At 58.7% G+C, this 19,674-nt stretch carries 14 protein-coding genes and 7 pseudogenes; 7 read left to right on the top strand and 14 right to left on the bottom strand.

Annotated elements, in window-relative coordinates:
- Positions 1 to 188: 188 nt before the first annotated feature.
- The 6 genes and pseudogenes from ACLFKU_RS39190 to ACLFKU_RS39165 form a co-directional block, all read right to left on the bottom strand.
- A pseudogene (locus ACLFKU_RS39190) lies at positions 189 to 1,064 on the bottom strand (EAL domain-containing protein).
- 421 nt (positions 1,065 to 1,485) lie between these two features.
- Positions 1,486 to 1,732: pseudogene (locus ACLFKU_RS39185) on the bottom strand (SET domain-containing protein-lysine N-methyltransferase); the annotation flags it as partial.
- Between the two features lie 352 nt (positions 1,733 to 2,084).
- Positions 2,085 to 2,384, bottom strand: a complete 300-nt coding sequence (locus ACLFKU_RS39180; RefSeq protein WP_410852774.1) for an ABC transporter permease — start codon at positions 2,382 to 2,384, stop codon at positions 2,085 to 2,087.
- A 6-nt stretch (positions 2,385 to 2,390) separates the two neighbouring features.
- Complete coding sequence (locus ACLFKU_RS39175; protein WP_410852773.1) at positions 2,391 to 2,693, bottom strand: ABC transporter permease; 303 nt, start codon at positions 2,691 to 2,693, stop codon at positions 2,391 to 2,393.
- A gap of 140 nt (positions 2,694 to 2,833) precedes the next feature.
- Positions 2,834 to 3,667, bottom strand: coding sequence for an ABC transporter permease (locus ACLFKU_RS39170; RefSeq protein ID WP_410852772.1), 834 nt, complete (start codon positions 3,665 to 3,667; stop codon positions 2,834 to 2,836).
- 64 nt (positions 3,668 to 3,731) lie between these two features.
- Positions 3,732 to 4,226, bottom strand: coding sequence for a hypothetical protein (locus tag ACLFKU_RS39165; protein ID WP_410852771.1), 495 nt, complete (start codon positions 4,224 to 4,226; stop codon positions 3,732 to 3,734).
- A gap of 14 nt (positions 4,227 to 4,240) precedes the next feature.
- Between ACLFKU_RS39165 and ACLFKU_RS39160 the strand changes: the two genes are divergently transcribed.
- Positions 4,241 to 4,381 carry a hypothetical protein gene (locus ACLFKU_RS39160; protein ID WP_410852770.1) on the top strand — a complete coding sequence of 47 codons (141 nt, stop codon included), beginning with the start codon at positions 4,241 to 4,243 and terminating at the stop codon, positions 4,379 to 4,381.
- Positions 4,382 to 4,529: 148 nt separating this feature from the next.
- On the opposite strand, the gene ACLFKU_RS39155 is transcribed toward ACLFKU_RS39160, so the two are convergent.
- From ACLFKU_RS39155 to ACLFKU_RS39130, 6 genes and pseudogenes are all read right to left on the bottom strand, one after another.
- Positions 4,530 to 5,665 (bottom strand): IS3 family transposase gene (locus ACLFKU_RS39155; RefSeq protein WP_410852769.1). Its coding sequence is split into 2 segments (ribosomal slippage): positions 4,530 to 5,401 and positions 5,401 to 5,665, totalling 1,137 coding nucleotides; the frame shifts between segments, so codons are not numbered across the junction.
- A gap of 140 nt (positions 5,666 to 5,805) precedes the next feature.
- Positions 5,806 to 5,948 (bottom strand): annotated as a pseudogene (locus tag ACLFKU_RS39150) (IS6 family transposase); the annotation flags it as partial.
- 284 nt (positions 5,949 to 6,232) lie between these two features.
- Positions 6,233 to 7,141, bottom strand: coding sequence for a LysR family transcriptional regulator (locus ACLFKU_RS39145; RefSeq protein ID WP_410852768.1), 909 nt, complete (start codon positions 7,139 to 7,141; stop codon positions 6,233 to 6,235).
- 910 nt (positions 7,142 to 8,051) lie between these two features.
- Positions 8,052 to 8,261 carry a hypothetical protein gene (locus ACLFKU_RS39140; RefSeq protein WP_410852767.1) on the bottom strand — a complete coding sequence of 70 codons (210 nt, stop codon included), beginning with the start codon at positions 8,259 to 8,261 and terminating at the stop codon, positions 8,052 to 8,054.
- A gap of 643 nt (positions 8,262 to 8,904) precedes the next feature.
- Complete coding sequence (locus tag ACLFKU_RS39135) at positions 8,905 to 9,036, bottom strand: hypothetical protein (RefSeq protein WP_410842613.1); 132 nt, start codon at positions 9,034 to 9,036, stop codon at positions 8,905 to 8,907.
- Between the two features lie 385 nt (positions 9,037 to 9,421).
- Positions 9,422 to 9,888: pseudogene (locus ACLFKU_RS39130) on the bottom strand (IS110 family transposase); the annotation flags it as partial.
- Between ACLFKU_RS39130 and ACLFKU_RS39125 the strand changes: the two are divergent.
- Both ACLFKU_RS39125 and ACLFKU_RS39120 read left to right on the top strand, forming a co-directional pair.
- Positions 9,838 to 11,718, top strand: coding sequence for an ABC transporter ATP-binding protein (locus ACLFKU_RS39125; protein ID WP_410852775.1), 1,881 nt, complete (start codon positions 9,838 to 9,840; stop codon positions 11,716 to 11,718). The pseudogene ACLFKU_RS39130 and the gene ACLFKU_RS39125 overlap by 51 nt on opposite strands.
- 94 nt (positions 11,719 to 11,812) lie before the next feature.
- Positions 11,813 to 12,169 (top strand): annotated as a pseudogene (locus ACLFKU_RS39120) (helix-turn-helix domain-containing protein); the annotation flags it as partial.
- Positions 12,170 to 12,576: 407 nt separating this feature from the next.
- On the opposite strand, the pseudogene ACLFKU_RS39115 reads toward ACLFKU_RS39120, so the two are convergent.
- A pseudogene (locus ACLFKU_RS39115) lies at positions 12,577 to 12,842 on the bottom strand (DUF1488 family protein).
- Between the two features lie 1,067 nt (positions 12,843 to 13,909).
- Here ACLFKU_RS39115 and ACLFKU_RS39110 point away from each other — a divergent pair.
- From ACLFKU_RS39110 to pycTIR, 3 genes and pseudogenes are all read left to right on the top strand, one after another.
- The gene (locus ACLFKU_RS39110) at positions 13,910 to 14,866 is read left to right on the top strand and encodes a ribosome-inactivating family protein (RefSeq protein ID WP_410852766.1); all 957 of its coding nucleotides are present in this window, start codon (positions 13,910 to 13,912) and stop codon (positions 14,864 to 14,866) included.
- Positions 14,867 to 14,967: 101 nt separating this feature from the next.
- Positions 14,968 to 15,189 (top strand): hypothetical protein, encoded by a 222-nt coding sequence (locus tag ACLFKU_RS39105; protein ID WP_410852765.1) that lies wholly within the window; start codon positions 14,968 to 14,970, stop codon positions 15,187 to 15,189.
- 1,165 nt (positions 15,190 to 16,354) lie between these two features.
- Positions 16,355 to 17,269 (top strand): annotated as a pseudogene (gene pycTIR, locus ACLFKU_RS39100) (Pycsar phage resistance system effector protein PycTIR).
- A gap of 809 nt (positions 17,270 to 18,078) precedes the next feature.
- Here pycTIR and ACLFKU_RS39095 read toward each other — a convergent pair.
- Positions 18,079 to 18,837, bottom strand: coding sequence for a 4'-phosphopantetheinyl transferase family protein (locus ACLFKU_RS39095; protein ID WP_026228739.1), 759 nt, complete (start codon positions 18,835 to 18,837; stop codon positions 18,079 to 18,081).
- Positions 18,838 to 18,864: 27 nt separating this feature from the next.
- Between ACLFKU_RS39095 and ACLFKU_RS39090 the strand changes: the two genes are divergently transcribed.
- Positions 18,865 to 19,089 (top strand): hypothetical protein, encoded by a 225-nt coding sequence (locus ACLFKU_RS39090; RefSeq protein ID WP_410852764.1) that lies wholly within the window; start codon positions 18,865 to 18,867, stop codon positions 19,087 to 19,089.
- Positions 19,090 to 19,674: the final 585 nt, after the last annotated feature.

The following is a 19,674-nucleotide window of genomic DNA, read 5'->3' as shown; positions in this document are numbered from 1 at the left end:
CCTCCGTGCTGGAAATCGCCGGGTGTCGCCCTCGTGCACACCATGCGGCTCTGGCAGCAATGCTAACCCGCGTCTGGTTTCTCACGGCGGGCCAGCCACCACATCACGGAAAGTCATACTGCCTAAATTAACTGCCGCTGTGCCCGATTCACAACTGAATGGAGACGCAAGTGCTCTGAAGCGAGCAATTAGGGCCGCTGCGGGCATGGCTTTGCCATAGAGGTAGCCTGCAAGTAGTCGATGCCCATGTCCTTCAAAGCGTGCGCCACCGAGGCGGTCTCAACGCCTTCAGCAACCAGACGAAGGTTGAGTGTCTTGGCCGCTCCGACCAACGTTTTGACCACGACTCGCGAAGTCTGGTCGACCTCAATTGCCTGGACGAACGAACGGTCCAGCTTGACCGTCGATATTGGGAAGGACGTCAGGTAGGTCATGTTCGCAAAGCCGGTGCCGTAGCCATCCAACGAGATGCGACCCCCGTGGCCACAATCCGGTGCAGAATACGCTGGGTCTCCTCGACATCTAGCACCATCGCGCCTTCAGTCAATTCCAGTGAGAGCCGCCCGGGATGCACACCCGTTTCGGCGAGCGCGCGCGAGGATGTCTTCGACATCATCGTGCTCGAGCTGGCGTGGACTGACGTTCACGCTCATGAAGAGTTTGTCCAGCCCTGCCTTTTCGAATTGCTGCAACTGCGCGAGTGCTTCGCGTAACGTGAACGAACCCAACTCAATGATAAAGCCACTGCGCTCAGCCACTGGAACGAAGTCTACCGGCGAAACAAAGGTGCCGCTGGGCTGCCGCCACCGCATTAGCGCCTCGCAACCCTTAAGCTCGCCGTCGGGGCTCACCAAGGGTTGGTAGTACACCATGAACTCGCCGTTCCGGTACGCCGCCGCCAAGGCTTCATGCTCGGCCACCGCGCCCTGCGGCTCGTACTTAGCCAGCTTGTCCGTTTTCGACAGGTCAAGCCCGACTATCCAAAGTTTGTGCGAGTCGACGGCCCGAAACACCTTCGCCTGAAACGGCACCCTGCCGCCATTTTTCGCGCGGAACGCCACCATTATTTCCGCCAGTTGGCCCGTGCGGGCGCGGCGAATCGCGTCCCGGAAGCGGGGCGCGCTGCTGACCTCGACGAGCGACACGACGTCGCGCCGCCGTGCGAGGTCGCCGGGCGCCATCATTGCAAATGCTCCTGCGCTGGCTTACTCAATTGCACCCTTTTCGGAGACGAGAAAGGCCGCGTCCGCCGCACACTCCGAGAAGTGACAGTGAACGTTCAGTGCGCCGACACAGGAGCGCTCCACCGAAAGCCGGCCCGCAGCGGGGCACGACCAGATATGAGTACGGTTCACGGGTGGCTTCCGACCGTTGATTTGTCTGACATAACCCATTTCATCACTGTACCGCACAGAGCGGGGCCAATTCGCTGTCCGCCGGCCTGAGTACAACCAACGGCAACGTGGCATCACTGTCGACGTTGAAGTTGGCGGAGCAGGTGTGATTCAGAAAGCGGGCGCTGTTGCCACCCCGGTTGCCGTCGATCACACGCCTACAGACCGAACGCGAACATGTGCCCAGTCTCAGAGCGTTGACGAAGGGCGGTGCGCGGCCAACTGGTCAATTCCCCCTTGTACTCGATGACCCTGTAGCTCGCGGCGAGCGGTTGCAGCGCGAACAGTCCTCTGCCATGCATGGGAGAACGTCGCGCGGGGATGCGGCGCAATCGCATGGTGTCGCCTCCGTCGGGTGCGTCGGTCAGTCAGGGCGATTGGTGGCGCGCGGAACCACATCGCTTTGCCCATTCTCATTGATTGTCCTTTCTGTCAATAGTGCAACTAACGGTCAAGACCCCCATACCACCATGTTCGGGCTTCGCCGCAAGACCCAGCTGACAAAAAGATCACCAAGCCGGGTTGCAGTCGCGCCGGGATGCACGTGGTTAGCACCAGTTAGCGAGACCTGATTGCTCAGGTCGGGCGGCCGAAGCAACGAGAAGGTCGCACGTCACTGCGCGCACGCCTAGCGGTTCATCGACCGTAAGCCGTAGATCTTCTCGACCGCCAGGAGAAACACGATTGGTATCAGCATCTGCACGTACTGATCGCGGCGATGGAAGGATCGAACTGGTTTTGCAAATACGACAGCATGACGACAGGCAGCGTCGTTGTGTTGGCGCTGCCGAAAAAGTAGGACACGCCGAGGTTGTCGAGCGAAATCAGCACCGAGAACAGCGCGCCGGCGAAGACACCCGGCGAGATCAGCGGCAAGGTCACGTGCCAGAAGCGTCGCCAGATGCTTGCGCTCAGCACCGACGCCGCTTCGCCGAAACCGGGGTTCAGGTTCTTGCATGCGGCGATCGTCGTGCGCAGTACATACGGCACTGACACTCACGTGTGCGTGATCAGCAACGCGGCGAACGAATTGCCGATGCCGAACTCCGACAGGTAGTACAGCGACGACAGCCCGACCACCAGCGGCGGCACCGCGATCGGCGACAGCAGGACCGGCGTCGCCGCATGACCGATGCGTGAGCGCGTGTTCGCAAGCCCGAGGGCGGCCGGCACCGCGAGCATGATCGCGAGCGCGGTCGATGCGCCGGCCAGCAGCAGGCTCGCGATCAGCGAATCGGTGAACGGCTTGTATTCGATGAAACGCCGATACCAGCGTAGCGACAGTCCGCCGACCGGCACCGCGACCGATTCGCCAGTGTGAACGACGCCAGCACGACGATCACGATCGGCGCCAGCAGGAACACGACGAATAGCGCGATATACAGCGCCAGCGCGCCGTTGCCGAGCTTTTCGAACAGTCGGGAGCTAGGTGAGCGTCCTCATCGACCTGCCGCCTTGCCCCGGCCGATCAATCGTCCCTGCGCATACAGGCAGATCAGCACGATGATCGGCAGCAGATTGCCCGTCGCGCTCGCGAGTCCCATGTCCTGCGACTGGCTGAACTGCTGGAAGATCAGAAGCGGCAGCGTCACGCCGCCGCCCAGCAGTAGCGCACAGATGAAACTGCCGTTGACGATCATGAAAACGGTCAGACACCCGGTGATGATCCCCTCGACCGACAGCGGCAGCGTCACCACCACGAACGCGCGTAACGCGCCGGCGCCGAGCACGCGCGCCGACTCTTCCAGACGCTGATCGGCCGAGCGCAGCACCGGGATGATCGACAGCACCATGAACGACACCATCACGTGCACACGATGATCCCCAGCGCGAGCAGCGTGTCGTTGATGAGGCCGTGGCGCGCGCGCAGCACGTTCCAGCCGAACGTGCGCATGATGCGACGTGAGAAGCGGCATGATGAGCACGAACATCAGCGGGCTCGCGAAGCGCGCCGCGCGCCGCGCCATGAACCACGCGACGGGGTAGCCGATCACCAGACACCACAGCGTCGTCAGCACGCTGACCCTCAGCGTTTCGATCATGATGCCCACGTAGTACGGATCGGTGAACAGCTTGTGGTAGTACGCGAACGTGAAGGCGGAATGGGTGCCCTGAATCGCCGAGATGCCGACGCTGCGCATCGCGTTTTCGTAGAGCGGCATGCCGAAGAAGGTCGCCAGCACGAGGAGCGCCGGCGCGCACAGCATCGCGTACGGCGATATCCATCGACGCGTGCGGTGGCTCGCGTGCGGCAGCGTGGCGAGCGTGCTCATCGGGCGTCCCCTTCGCCGGGTTCGCATTCGAGAACGACAAGATCGTCGGGGCCAATCGACACACTCATCGGATGACCCGCGTCGAGGGCCGCTGTGCACGCAGCCTGCTGATAGACGCTGACGGTCTGCCCGAGCGAGGGCGCATCGATGCGGTACGCGTGCTGCGAGCCGCGGAACACCGCGCGGCGACGACCCCATCGAAGCGGATATCGTCGGGACGCGGGTCGCCGACGCGCAGCTTTTCCGGCCGCACCGCGACTTCGCCGCTCGCGCCCGCCGCGAGCGGGCGGTTCAGCGCATGCGCGACGCGACACGTAGGCGTCGCAGCGGAGCGCACGTCGCCGGGTGCGTCGCGGATCGCAATATCGAGCCAGTTGCGTTCGGCGCGCACGACCGAAAACGGCAGGATATTGGCCGCGCCGAGAAACTCCGCGACGAAGCCAGTGCGCGGCCGGTCATACACTTCGTTCGGCGTGCCCGATTGCAGGATGCGCCCGTGATTCATCACGACCACACGGACGCTCATCGTCAGCGCTTCTTCCTGGTCGTGCGTCACCATCTCGCATCGTCTGGATGTTCTCGCGCAGATTCCTGTCGAGCGCGCCGAGCGGCTCGTCGAGCAGCAGCACCGATGGATTCGTCACGATCGCCCGTGCGAGCGCGACGCGCTACTGCTGTCCGCCCGACATCTGCGCGATGCGGCGCTCGCCGTAGCAGATACGGTTCAGCGCGCAGTATGACGCACCTCTCGTCAAGGTGCTAGGTTGAACCGGGCTTGCGCCGCGCGGCTTTCACCCGGTGAGAGGTGGCGCCGCTTGTTCGGGCAGGGTCCCGAGATTTTTAAGTGGAACCACCGGGGCGTTCATGCTGCCGATTTGATCGCAGGCAGTGTCGCGAAGTATGCCTCATCCGGCGTGCGGTCTTCCAGACTCGAATGAGGTCGTCTCTGGTTGTACAGATTGATGTAATCGCCGATTGAGCGCCGGGCGTGGCTGACCGACTCATATGCCTTCAGATACACCTCCTCATACTTGACGCTTCGCCACACTCGTTCGACGAACACGTTGTCGCGCCAGGCTCCCTTGCCGTCCATGGATAGTTTGATGCCGCGATCCAGAACCGCGTCGGTGAAAGCGGTCGCCGTGAACTGACTGCCCTGGTCGGTGTTGACGATTTCAGGCTGGCCGTATTTCGCGAATGCCTCTTCAAGCGCCTCGACCGCATGGATCGCTTCCAGCGTGATCGCCACGCGATGTGCCAATACCTTTCGGCTGGCCCAGTCCACCACAGCCGTCAGATACACGAAGCCCCGCGCCATCGGAATGTAGCTGGTGTCGAGTGCCCACACCTGATTGGCGCGGTTGATCTTCATTCCCTGCAGCAGATACGGCCAGATCTTGTGCTGCTTGTGGCGGCGGCTCGTGTTCGGCCAGCAGTACAGCGCTTCGACACCCATGCGTTTCATCAGCGTGCCCACATGCCGTCGGCCCACCTTGATGCCTTCGCGGCGCAGCAGACGTACCAGCATGCGCGCTCCCGCGAACGGGAACTCAAGATGCAGCTCGTCGATCCGGCGCATCAGTTTCAGTTCCGTCTCGTTGACCGGTTGAGGCTGGTAGTAGACGCTTGATCGGGCGATCCCCACAAGTCGCGCCTGTTGCGCAATCGGTAGCGCGTGTGCACGGTCGATCATCGCTTTCCGCTCAGCACCCCCGCCTTGCCGAGCGCTCCGCTTAAAAAATCGTTCTCCAGCGTCAACTGGCCAATCTTCGCGTGGAGCACCGTGACGTCCACTGGTGGCTCACCTGTCGTCGACTTGCCCGTCTCGAACACTTCCGACACGCGCTCCTGCAGTTGCTTCTTCCAGTCCGTAATCTGGTTCGGATGAACATCGTACTGCTGCGCCAGCTCTGCCAGCGTCTTGTCGCCCTTTAGGGCTGCCAGCGCTATCTTTGCCTTGAATGCCGGGCTATGCGACCGGCGGCTTCTTTTTGCCATCTTTGGGTTCCTTTTGCTGGTCCCTATGACCAGCTCAGGCCCCGACCGTTCCACTTACCGACCTTGTCCGAAATTCCGGCGCCACCTCTGTGCGCCAAGCTCTTGCCGAATTTCTCGCACCAGCATCGGATCGTCTCTTAGCTCACGGTCACCCCGCGCTCAAAGAGCAACTCCTCGATATCGCGCAAGTGCTCAACTGAAAGCGGAAATAACAGCGTACCGCGCAACTGATCACTGCGGTGGGAAAACGGTGGCCGTGATAAACCGATTTCGATTTCTTCATCGCACTATCTAACCGGTCACCTCGCTAACCTGACAATGCCTCCGCCTGAGCTGCGTAACTAGTTTCGCAATGGCTCCAGGGGTTTTCACGATTTCGCCTACATACCGCACCTCGCCAGCCGTGTCGGCAACCCGCCACGGCAATCGTTTCCTGATGTACATCCAAGCCCACGTACTTGCTAAACTTGTTCATGACCTATACCCTCAATGCGGCTTTGAGCCGCCGTGTAACCCACCTCAAGCTTAATCCGCGTACCTTGAGTGCGGCAGGTCCATACCTGATGTCTAGGCGAAGTTTTGCGCCTCCTCGAGTAAGATCTCGCGCATCCAGATGCTTGCAGGATCACCATTGTGTAGCGAAGGCCATTGAATTGCTTCGGTAAATGAAGAAAGTGGCAGAGGCACTTCTGCGATCCGCAGAGGGGTTAGTTCTGAAAAGTGCTCGGCCAATCTCAAGGGGAGCGTAGCGATACGGTCGGTACGCGACAGGATGGAAGGGACGACACTGAACGTGGGCACGACAACCTCCTCGCGCCTTTTCAGACCGAGATCGAGCAGGAAAAACTCTTCGATCGAGGGCCTGCGCGCCCGCCCGAACCTCACCGTTACGTGTCCCATCGACATGTACTTCTCCAGCGCAATGCGGTGCGATAGCTGTTTATTTGTCGGACAGCCTACGCAAACGAGCCTCTCCTCAAAAAGAGCTGTCTTGGGATGGGTATCTGCCAGCAGCAACTCCGGCAGGAGCAGAAAATCGACTTCGCCGCGCCCAAGTAGGACACCGGGTTCATCATCTGGGAAAACGAACTCGAAGCTAACAGAGGGCGCCTCCCGCGCAACGCGTTCGACGACCTTCCGGAAATAGACGAGCGTCATAAAATCGGACAGGCAGACCTTGAAGCGGCGATGAGATTTGCTGGGCTGGAACGCGTCGCGCGAAATGATGGAAAGCTGTATGTGCGATAAGGCCTCCCGAACCGGTGCGACGAGTTCCGCCGCCCGCGCTGTTGGGACGAACTCGCGGCCCCTCATGACGAACAGGTCATCTCCGAAATAGTCACGTAGCCGTGCAACGGCAGCGCTCATGGCAGGCTGGCTCAGATTGACGTATTGGGCCGCGGCCGTCAGATTGCGCTCTGTCATGAGCGCATCCAGCGCAACCAGAAGATTGAGATCCAAGCCCTTGAAACGCATATTCAAAAATCCGTCTTATGTGTGACCTAGGTCGGAGCACCCGATAACACTCTTCCGAAGGCCGCAAAGTTGCTGCATTCAAACTTAAGACAATGCTGATCAATTCCACCGCTACCGATTGCCATGCGTTATAGCGTGGACATACAACGGTAAAATGCAGAAACGATGAAGCAACTGACCGTGGCGATGGCGGTCGATCAATCCGCAGGATTCGGAGCGCAGCGCTCACCTACGCGACGCGAACCGGAACATGTCGTTTCTGAAGGTTTGCAAAGTTTACGTTCGCTTTGCCAAATTCAGCCGCATTTACGCTGCTTGTCCCAGCGTAGCCTTAACGTCCGTGTGTGCAACGACCAAGCGAGGCGGAATCTCGGCGCGATTCCGTCAGACAACTGGACCGTCCGAGGCTCCATGCGCGCCTCAATAGCGAATCCGCGATAACGGCCGACGATATGTTTCACTGGTTGACCCCCACACGATTTCGCGAGCAAGCATCTTTAGCACGGAATTGCCGGGCTCGCCGAGACCGCTGCGACGATTGCCGCGATCGACCGGTGCCAGGTACCCGGCGTTTTCTTGCCGATCGCCTCAGTGGGCAACGGAGCAACTGCGGCGACCGCAGGTGTCTTCGTGTGCGTCAGCGTCCGTGACCATCGACATCCGGACGTGCACTGAAGCGCGGCTCGTCGATCCATGCGGCGAGCCAGTCATGGAGTTGTCCCCAATCGTCGGCAAGGTCGAGTTCAAGTGCGTGTAATCCGCTGTGACTACCGTCGTCGCCCTTGCCAATGCACGCATAGATTGTCCGTGCGCCATTCCACCAGGCGATCAGGCCATCGTCCCGGCGGGTATCAAGACTCGCAGGTGCGACAGGCGGGCATCGAACTCTTCGAACCTCATCGCTCGCGTCTCAATGCACGGAGCCGAAGAACGCCATCGCGCCTTCGGCTGGCATCAGGCCCGCCCTGAAGTACCCCTCAAGCCGGTCCGCGATCGCTTCGTCGAGCGTGAAGGGCGGATGGATGTAGCCCACATTGAACGCATGGTCGTACCAGTCGCTAAGCCACGCGCGCAATTCGATCACATATTGAGGTAATGTATTCAAAGCGTCGTCGTGCATGCAAGTCTCCCTTGGCTGCGGAACGATCAGGCTGCCTTGCGGCCTATCCCCATCTCCGGTCAGCGCCTGTCCGGCGGAAACACATGCCACAAAAAGAAGAGGGAAAGCGCCCCAGTTGGCCGCTCGATCCGAATGCGCACAGGGCACGTTTCGCCCGAGCGGGAGCGTTCCTGCAGCACGCTCGCTGTCCGGTCACGCGTCGAGCAGGCAAGTTTTTCGACCTGAGAGCGTAGCGATGTGTTGCCCGCCATGATTTTCCCGACAATGCATGATGAATTGATGCTACGGTCGATCGATGCGCGCGCCCAATCGGCGGCGGCGGAATGTTGCCTCAGGAAGCGCTGATTTCAGCCGTCAGGGTTTTCCGAATTGGAACAGCGTGAAGGGGTCGCTTCACGAAACGGAAAAAAGCACTTTAGTCTGAGCCAGGGGCGGCGAACCCGATCAAGCACCAGGGTGCTGCGTTGCAGGGAACGTACAAACTAGGTCCGGGATTTCCCGCGAACTAGCGGCCTTCGTCGCGGACGAATGGAATGATGCCCTGTCGGTAAGCGCTGTGATCTCGTCACACGGTCTTGCATGGCGTCCGGCACTTGCTCGCCGCGAAAGGTTGGCTTCATGGGATTCGTGCAATCCGTATGAGTCAGTTGCCCAGTTCGGCGAGTCCATGAACATCGCCCTCGCGCTCGACCAGGCGCAGACACGTGTCCAGCTTCTCGCTGCTGCCGTCAAGCAACCGGTCACCCAAGGCCCGGTCGTTCGACTTGCCCAGCAAGTTATGTAGTACATGGTATGCCACAAGAAGGTGGTACATGGAGCAGCGCAAATCATTCGCTCACCCTGACAGCGACGGGCACGGCGATGCAGATCCGCAATGGCCAGCCCGAGTTTCTCACCGACATACGAAAGCGGTATGCCGTCAGGGGGCGCTTCAGAAAACGGAAATAATCTATGATCGCGAATGGATGCATGGTTGGCTTGCGTAAATCTATTCGGCGTCGTTGTGGGGATCGCTCCCCGCGCCACGATGAATTCGCGCCTGACAGTCCTAAAAAGCACGTCGGCTTTGCGGTAAGCCGATATTTTCCACAGGGTGTCCGTCAGGCCGGTGTGCCGTTCATGTCATCAGCTTCAACAGTCGCAAAACCAGGTGGGACGGTTCAAATTGAGGTCTCAGGCCTCAACATGGTGGTGTTTAGAGTGAACGAGGCATGGTGCGCCGACAATGCCCACGCGATACGCGCGAATTTGTTGGCCAGTGCACAAGCGACCACGTTGGAATGCCGCCTAGCAAGCATCGAACGACCCACTCGGCCAGTGGACCAGCCTTGTTGGAAACCCTGTGCATGTAGGTCCGTGCGCATTGAACGAGGAGTCTACGAATATTCGCGTCCCGCCTCTTGCTGATACCCAGCAGGTTCGTGCGGCCGCCCGTGCTGTATTGTGGGGGCACGAGTCCAATGGACGCTGCGAAGTCCCGACTGCTCGCATACTGCTTGCCGTCGCCGATCTCGGCGGCAAGCACGCTTGCGGTGACAGGACCGACACCCGGAATGGAGAGAAGACGTTGACCTAGATCGTTGTCGGCCAGCTGCATCGCCAGTTCGCGGTCAATCTCTCCGATCCTGATACCAGGATCGTGCACGACATCGACTTCGAGATTGCGCGCGGCGAGGTGCTCGCCTTGATCGGCGAATCGGGCTCGGGCAAGACCACGATCGCGCTGTCGCTGATGGGCCATGCTCGCAGCGGCTGCCGCATCGCGGGCGGCTCGATCCGGGTCGGCGACACCGACGTGCTCGGACTCTCGCCGAAACAGCTCGAGGGATTGTGTGGCCGCAAGGTTGCCTATATCGCGCAAAGCGCGGCGGCCGCGTTCAACCCGGCGCGCTCGATCATGGACCAGGTGATCGAAAGCGCGCTGATTCACGGCACGCTCAGCAAGCGCGCCGCGCAGGCAAAAGCGGTTGAACTGTTCCGCGCGCTCGCGCTGCCGGACGCGCAGAAGATCGGCCAGCGTTACCCGCACCAGGTGTCGGGCGGCCAGTTGCAGCGGCTAATGGCGGCGATGGCGCTGATCACCGACCCCGCCCTCGTGATCCTCGACGAGCCGACCACGGCGCTCGACGTCACGACGCAGATCGACGTGCTGCAAGCGTTTCGCGGCGTGATCCGGCAATGCGGAATGACCGCCGTCTATGTGTCGCACGATCTGGCGGTGGTCGCGCAGATGGCCGATCGGATCGTCGTGCTCAGCAACGGTGAGGTTCGCGAAACGGGCCGCACCGAGCAGATTCTGCATACGCCGGCCCATCCATATACGCAGAGCCTGATTGCCGCGGTAACGCCAGTCGCTCCCGCTGGATCGACCGCGGCCGCGCTGGACGCGTCGCAATGCAATGCTGGGCCGCTGCTCGAACTGCGCGGGCTGACGGCCGGCTACGGCGGCACCGACGCGCACGGCTGGCCGCACAAGGTCATTCTGCGCGACGTCGACCTCGCGATCGGCCGTGGCCAGACGGTGGGCGTGATCGGCGAATCAGGTTCGGGCAAGACCACGCTCGCGAAGGTGATCGCGGGGCTGGTGCCGATGGCGCGCGGCAAGCTGCTGCTCGATGGTGAGCCGCTTGCCGCCAACCTGAACCGTCGCAGCCGCGAACAGTTTCGCTGTATCCAGATCGTGTTCCAGAACGCCGACACGGCGCTCAACCCGACCCATACCGTCGAGCGCACGCTGGCGCGCCCGTTGAAGTTCTATCATGGCATGAAGGGCGAGGCGGCGCGGCGCCGCGTCGCCGAACTGCTTGGCCTCGTGCGCCTGCCTGCCGAACTGGCGCAACGTCGCACCGGGGAGTTGTCGGGCGGGCAAAAACAGCGCGTGAATCTCGCGCGGGCGCTGGCCGCCGAACCGAAGCTGATCCTTTGCGACGAAGTCACGTCCGCGCTCGATACGGTGGTCGGCGCAGCCATTCTCGAACTGCTGCGCGATCTGCAGAAAAAGCTCGGCGTGTCGTATCTGTTCATCACGCACGACATCGCCAAGGTGCGCGCGATCAGCGACGACATCGTCGTGCTGTACGCAGGGCACCGCGTCGAGGCGGGTAACCGCGACGCGTTGTCGGCGCCGCCGTACCACCCGTATTCACATCTGCTGGTGTCGTCCGCGCCGGAACTTCGCGCCGGCTGGCTCGAAGAAGCGGGCGAGCGCTGTCATCAGACGCTGCCGCCGATCGGCGAGCCGGCCAATGAGCCGCAGCTATGCACGTTTCTCGCGCGTTGTCCGATGCGCATCGATGGGGTCTGCAACCGCACGCCGCCGGCCGCGCGCACGCTCGAGAGCGGCGCGCAGGTGGTGTGCCATCGCAGCGAAGCGGAACTGCAGCAGTACCAGAACGGACCGCCGGACGGCGCTACTGCGGCTGGTGGGCTCGCACAGTCCGTCACGCTGCGCGTCTGATGGCCAACTCGCGCTTCGCGATGACGGCATCCGCCTTGCCGAATCGGTGTCGTCGGAGCGGCGCGCATGATTTTGTGGCCCGAAGGGATACGACATGACTGGAATCTTCGACTACACCGCCAGCGGCACGACCGTGGTGATGTCGCGTGCGATCAGGCGGGCCGTGGCTTTTATCGAAAGCTCATTCGCGCAGCCCGTCAGTCTTGCGACGCTCGCGGCGACGGCGGGCTTGAGTGTGTCGCGCTTCGCGACGCTGTTCCGCAAAGAAGTCGGAATCTCGCCGCATCGTTATGTGTGTTTGGTGCGGATCCAACACGCCAAGCGGCTATTGCGCGACGGCGTCCCGCCGTGTGAGGTCGCGACCGAGGTCGGGTTTTTCGATCAGAGTCACCTTGGCCGACATTTCCGGCGCGCGGTCGGCGTGACGCCGGGGCATTTCGTCGCTTCGCCGGAGGCGGTTAGCGCGTGCGATAAAGCGATCGCGCAACGGCAATTCTGTCGGTCAGTGGAATCGCGGGCCGTCTCGAACTTGTGCAACCTACGACGTCACAAGGCTAAGCCGACCCAGTTAGACCGGTTGAGCATGGTGGACCTCGCGTTCGACCCCATACTGGTCTCACTATCTGTACGAAGCGCTGGGGCGATGCCTCCCCTGCTAGCCCAAGCCATTGAATCGTCTGGGAGATTGCCTGGCTGGCCGCACTACACGCGCATTTTCGCACGGCTCGCCTGTGTGTCGACCGAATCGAAACGAAGTGAGCGCAACGGGAATTTGATGAGGAGCATTCAGCGGGACAGCCTATACCTGTAACAGGAACTCGTCCTCGGTCGCCGTCGCCACAGACGGAAACCGGTGTCTCATGGGCGCGAGAAATCTGCCAGCGTCAGCTCAATTCCTGCTGCGGGATGGGCAAGCAACTTTCGTTCGGCTATCGCCTGGATGCGGCCGTACCATCGCGAAGGTTTGAGGATGCGCGCGTCGCCTGCGCGCGGCTCGAGGCACAAATACGCTTGCAGCGCCGTAATCGTGATCATGCATTCGATCGCGCGGTTCTGGAAGGCAGAGAAAATGCCACGCCGAGGCGACTGGCGAGCACCTGCGGTTCAAGTTCGACGGTTGCCATTGGTGACGAGTACGGCTGCACGGGTTACAAATTCGTTAGACTGCGTCACCTTATTAACCACTAACGAATTCGATCGACCAATTTTATTGGATCGTTTCCTGTTTCCGAGACCGCCGACGTTACATATCTAAAAAGGCCGCTTTGCCGGTTTCAAGGCACCGCGCCACTTTCCGGCGGTCTCTACTGTTCCTGACTCTTCCACATAGCGGTGGTTATTGTCGCCGGTCCTTCCTCTCATGCCGAACCACGCGTTCCAGCGTCGACAAGCCCAAGATCAGAGTGTTCGAGTTCGACTCGACAAAAATGGAAGGTTTCCCGCGTTTTTAGCCAGCAGAGCTCTTTGTTCTCTTCGCTGTGAAAGTACCGATAGAGGAACTCAGCGAACACAAGGAACGCTACGTTAGGACGCAGCGAGGAATCGCAGTCAGAGTCACATCCATGAAGCTCCTCAGAATGCCAGAGTTGCAAGTCCCGCGATCACGTCAAAGCCAATAAAAAGGCCGCCGACCGGAGTGTAACCGATGTCGAGTCTCTGATTCTTTCATGGATTTTTTGAACATGTCGTTGTGGCCCCGCTCAAAAGGTTTGTCTGCTTTCGCTGCCGAACGATAGCAGCAGACAGGACCAGTCGTTCCACTTGCACCACTGTCTGAATTCCCGGCGCCCCCTATCGGTAGCGACACAAACTGTCGGAATTGTCCGGTTTGTTTGTTGATGCTATCGGTGAATGGGCTTTAAGGGCTTTCGAGCTTCTACTTGCTATTGGCGTTGGCTTGTTGGCATAGATTTAGCAATTGAGTATGTGGTTAGGCTAATCTTGTGGGAGTGGGGCTATGCGTAAGTAATCCAGCTGCTAGGCTCATCCAATGTCGGCGTGCCCCTGTATTTGCGCAAATTGATAATTGGCGCCGCTATGTGAAAAAGGCCGCCTCAGTTTTGAGTGCATTTATGCGATTTTTAGATAAAATTGATTGTGCTTAATATGTGGCAACTTCGCTTAATAAGCAAAGGGGCATCAGGATCGCGAATTTCGTTTTGAGATGACGCGATATAACGGTGGAGTTTTGATGAAAAAAGTCATGAAGGTCATTTTAATTTCGTGGTGTTTTTCGACCTGTTCATTTTTATTTGCTGCCGAATTCAGGGTCGATTTTAGTTCCCCGCAAAAATATGTTCAATCGTTGGGTGCAATTAGAACTGCAATGGGCGATGCGATGTCGCTCGCGAATATCCCTGGCAATAAAATTTTGTATCAATTAAGGCCCGATGCGTCAAATATTGTAGAGGGGATTACCATTGAAATAATTGGAGTTGGTCCCAATGACCCATCCTCAAATACAGATGTTAGGTTTGTGATGAACCCATCCGATTTGTACCTGGCAGGGTTTATCGTTGCGCGTATATTTTACCGATTTTCTGATTTTTCGGATACAGCCAGCGGAAGAGTACAGGTGAATGCGCCACGGCGTTTGGCAGATTTCACGGTAAATATGACAGGAGATTCTAGCTATCTCTCGTTGGCAAGGAGTGCCGGAGTAAGCGCGGATAGAACAGATTTGTCAATCGATAGATATTCACTGATGAAGGGGTATAGGAACCTAATGAATCATGTTTCTTTGACTAGTGCGATAAACGGAGCGGAGGCAAGGGCCTTGCTATCGTACGCAACAGTGCTATCAGAGGCGGTAAGGTTTCGTAGTATCCAAGGGAGTTTTGCATCGACTGCATTAGGCGATGATGCTTTCACTCCATATCGATTGAGTCTCGAAGATTCAAATAGAACTACGCGGTGGGATCGGCTAAGCGATGAGATACGTAAGGTTCAGTACGGCGCAATAAAAATTGCTACGCATGGCGTGGCCCCGATCTTACTAACAAACGTCAGAGACGTTTTCGGAATGACGACCAGCACGGGCAAGAAGATCGTATCAAAGACTCCATCCCTTCCATATAACGATTGTGTTCAGGGTAATATCGGGCGGTGTATATGGGATTCTGATTGTCTTTCGCGTGTTCTTGCGTAGTCGCGATTTGTTTGAATTCGGTAGATGGGGGCGCCTGTCGGGCTTTTGCGTGGTGATTTTTAATGGGCAGTTAACTTTGAATTTTTACTAGGATGTGCGAAATGTGGGCCAAAAAATATGTTCTTTGTATTTCGATGGCAGGTGTGATGTTGGCATCTGGTTTGGTATTTGGCGGGGGATATTATCATGAGGGGTATATTTCTAGTCCAAAAGTAAATTTTCAGGGTGGGGAGTGTGAGATTGGCCTCGCAGGCTATCAATCTTCCTCCCGTTTCAATGGGGGAAATGGTCGTGCGACGCAAGTATTCGTCACCCTATGCTAGATATCGCCAGGCACGCTCACGCAATCGAATCGAGGGTCAATGTGACATATGCAGGGCGTGGGACCTATTCGAAGCCCATTTATTCGAATTTTGGAAAACCATAGTAGCGCACGGCATCAGACCGGTAATGCCGCACCTTGGATCGCCCGGCGCGGACTTTGTCAAATTGAAGGTCGAGTCCATTAGATCGGCAGGATGAAGAAGAGTCAATTGTCTTCCAAGGTTGCGCTTCCCGGCCGCGGTGATCGGCTCCGCGGTACGCTGTATCACCGCTTCAATCTGAGCCTGCGCGAGGTCGAGGCGCTACGTATCTGTAAGCGATGCCTCACCCTTGCAATTACCCGCACCCATTAGCGGGTAGGTGTCACGCGACCAGTACTTACCATGGCCGCGTGAGGCCAGCCTCAACTTCATCCCGATCGCAGCAGCCGAGTGCCTCCGTTTCTTCGATTCGGTGGCTGCGACGGATCGCGCCCCATACCCATAAGGATCAAGCGAGACTGCCGTCGCCTTGGCGGCCCCATGTCGCCCCAAAAGAACGTTGGCACCTTCGCGCAGTGATGGGTCTTGGATTTCAGCTTGAACGACGCCTGGAAGAAGTTGATGTAGAGCGGCGAGACCTGCTAAAGGGGGCAAGGATTTCCGTGGCCCTCCAGGCCTCGGCGCCTTCCGTAGCCGACCAAGCGGTGAACGATAGCGCCATTTTTCTGCTAGACCCACGCCTCGTAGTTCTTCTTGTATGCACGCGACCGAGTAAGCTCGATACCCGTTGGTTTGCAGAAGTAGCACACCGTCTCGTTCATGAAGGCGCTATCGTTGTCGCAATCTAGACCGCGCAGGGGAAACGGCAATGCACTGCGGACCTGCCTAATATGCTCCAGAACGAATGCGCCTCTGCGACACGGCCTGACCAGGCATTCGGTCCATCCCGTCGCGATATCAGTCATCACAAGCGTGTGCACGAGCTCGCTGTCGACCTTGCCGCCACCACAATGCGGCACGAACTCGATCTCGAAATAACCGGATAGATGACCTGCGACCGGACTCCGCTTTCTCACGTTCGCAGACACCCCACGGACGGCGCTGCCGGCACCGAATTGTAGCCTGTCCTCCATCAGAATATCGCTGCTGCTTGTTTCCCAAAGGCGGCACGGAGAGAGCAAGAATGATTGAGAGATTTTCTGGGGAAACGGGCAAACGCCTGCGTGTTGAAGCGTTCACGGGCCAGAAGCTCGTCGGCGGCGACAAAGATCTGGCCGCGGAGTTGGCCGACATGGCCGAACTGATTCAGGTCAAGACTTGCGACGTTATCATCCAGCAGGACGCCACCGACAACGACGTGTATTTCATCATCACCGGCGCGTTCGACATCGTCGTCAACCCTACGCCGATCCGCCGGCGGTTCCCCGGCGATTCGGTCGGAGAGATGGCAGCCGTTGAGCCGATCCAGAAATGGTCTGTGACGGTTCGTGAGGCAGAGGATGCCCTTGTCGCGAAAATCACGGAACAGCAACTGAGCGAGCTCGGCAGCTGCTATTGCAGACCTCTGACGCCGGATGGCAAAAGAACTCTGGAAACGCCTGATCGGGGCGCAACCAGATCGTAAACGCGAAGTGCGACAAAATCCGCGTTTTCGTGATTTCGAGCGCTGAGGCGCTTGATGTCTCGCACCTGCTGCAATCCATGTTCGCACACGACAAGTTCCTGACCGTGCCATGGAACCAGGGGGTGTTCGAGGTCGCAAACCATACGCGCGACGATATCGAACGTGAGCTGGTTTAGTGCGATTTCGCGGTGGCGATCGCACATGGCGACGACGTCACCAATGCCCGCGTCACTGAATGGTCGGCGCCCGCGCGATAACGTCGGTTTCGAGCTTGGCCTATTCATGGGACGCCTCAGCCGCAAGCGCGCAATCTTGATGGAACCGCGCGGCGAGGGCGTCCAGCTTCCGAGCGACATGGCCGGCGTGACGACGATCCGCTACGTCTACGGCGAAAAGAACGGTACAGAGGCGAAGTTTGGCCCGGCTGCGACTGCGTTCCGCAAGCATATCATCAGCCTTGGAACGATTTCCTAAATATTCCCGAAATCGATCTCGAAGCCGAAGGTGGGTCGTGCCATGGCCAACTTAGTATTCGACTTACCTTGGGGGCAAACAAGTGGGGAATATCAATGGCTCTGACCGACGATTTGAAGAAATGGGTCGGTGAAACGTTCACTGGAGAGTACTGGTATCCCTAACCCCGAGGATTCGCGTCTCAACTCTAGCCACGCGAAAGACCTTTACGCGGACTTGGACCGACATGGTGAACACCATGAAATGGGAGTTCAGCGCACAAATTTATAAGACCTTTTTGAAGTGCGCTTCCGACATCATCAGGAATGAAAGGGGGGTGATTACTGCCTATAACGGAGACCCAGCAATGGTAGTCTTTACCGGCGACTCTAAGAATACGTCCGCAGCCGGATGTGCGCTAAAATTTCCGCTACCGTCCTCGACATTACAACTCGCATCACCGCCGATGTCTACAACATGTTGGCTGACCAGTCGAAGTAGACGAATGGCGTTGACATGTGGGCTCCAGAGTATTGGGGGGACATGGGAGTCTGGACATACACATCGACGTGTAAAGGGCAGTCCAGCCATTGCTAGCATGTCATGGTTGGCACGTGCCATACGGGCAATTTCAATTTTTGGTATTTCTGGTCTCAGGAAACGGGCCGAATCTCACCAATTCCTTTTCTCTGCAACGGCGCTTTTGATCAGATCACGATGATTTTTGCACAGGTTATGCATTTCGGATGCGCCGACCGGCTGCTTTCGCTTCGCGCTAGCGCAAACTTTGGTTGGAGTTAAATTCTCGAAACGCTCAAGCTACATTGTGCCTACGCATCGCACCAAGCGGCGTCGCGCGACCACACGACACACGCGGCATAACCGTTCAGGGCACGAAGCCAAACTGCGTCGAGATTCGCAATCAGGTCGCGATTGCACACACTCTCCTCGGAAACTACGATGCTTGGCTCGTGCTGCCCGTCGCCAAGGACAGAAAACCATGTCATGCCTCCTCCGATGCCGACGCCACGCGCCTTCAACACCGCTTCCTTTGCCGTCCATACGTCATAAAATGCGTCGGTTCGTCTGTGCATCGGCAATGCGGTTACGTGTGCTTCGTCGCGCGGCGCAAACACCGCTGACGCGAGTTTCCTCCAGTTGAGGTCATTGCGAGCAAATTCGATATCTACACCAACCGTCCGTCGCCGCGCAATTGCGACCAGACCATACTGCTCAGAATGCGAAACGTTGAAGTCGAGTTGCCGACCGGGGCCCCCTTGTATCGACTTATCGAGACGCGGTCGACCACCGGTGTCTAGCTCGAAACGCAATTCACTTGCCTTCAAATCTGTTCGTTCGGCCAGCAACTGACGCAGCACGACGCGCGTGATGGCACAACGCAGCGCATCGTCGCGGCGTCGGAAGCGCGCGACCTTTTCACGCTCATCGTCCGAGAGTGGAGCGAATGCGGGACAGTCGAGCGTCGCGCGAAAATCGAAGGTGATGAAAAAGATCTCAATATCTGCTGCCGAAGCACGTGGTACAGCGAGCTCGCGCACATCGAAAGCCGACGTTGCTGGGACAGTCATCAATTCGCTCCGATAGTGACGGTACTCTTGACGAGCGAAGCCGCGCCGCAGCGCCGACATGTGATTCGCGATATTTTCAACGCGCTGCGCTGGATGGTGCTGGCCGGTGCATCTTGGCGCATGCTCTCGACCAGTTTCCCGCCGTACGAAATGTGCGAGTGCACCGATTGCTATCCGTCGCGCGCGGCGATTGGGGGCCGTGCCAGCTGTTCGCTGCGAGAACTCAATACGTCAATGACGCTCTCTGGATGATAACGGATCCACGCCCATGCCGTCTCGATCCGTAGTGCCCGCACTCTCCGATTGCCTTGATTGCTGATGGCCTTGGCGACCTGGCTCTCACCACTGTCACGAGGCTCAAACCGCCGCCAGAACAGTTCCAGTGCCAGTCGCGAGCCACCAACGGCCCCAATGCCACTCAGGCGTTTGAGGCGATCGATTCGCTTCCGCTCGGCTTCGGGAGGCTCCCGAGCGTCTCCTTTTCCAGTGTCGCCAGTTACTGCTTAAGGAGCACCAGTTGTTCGCATTCGCGCAACAGCCGTCGCTGAAGTTCCAGTGGTAGTGGCGTACCGTCGTGGCACCGTACCTCGCCGCGTGCACAGACGTGCGGTGAACTTCCGGCTGTCGACTCGACCCCAGTAACCGAGGGGGACCAGTAGCTTGCACGTGCGCCGCCGGTGTTGTGGGACTTCCCTCTGCAGTTGCCCACGTGTCATCTTCCGCCATATAGGGGCCACCGGGCTTCCGGCATAAAGGAGCCGGGACGTTTTCGGCATAAAGGAGCCACTTCGTTTCCGGCATATAGGAGCCAGTTGGCTTTCGGCATAAGGAGCCAGG

This window comes from Paraburkholderia sp. EG304, from assembly GCF_046543485.1.
In the GTDB taxonomy this organism is placed as follows: domain Bacteria; phylum Pseudomonadota; class Gammaproteobacteria; order Burkholderiales; family Burkholderiaceae; genus Paraburkholderia; species Paraburkholderia youngii.
Note: the sequence above shows the minus strand (reverse complement) of the source record. Positions and strands in the feature narration are given on the sequence as shown.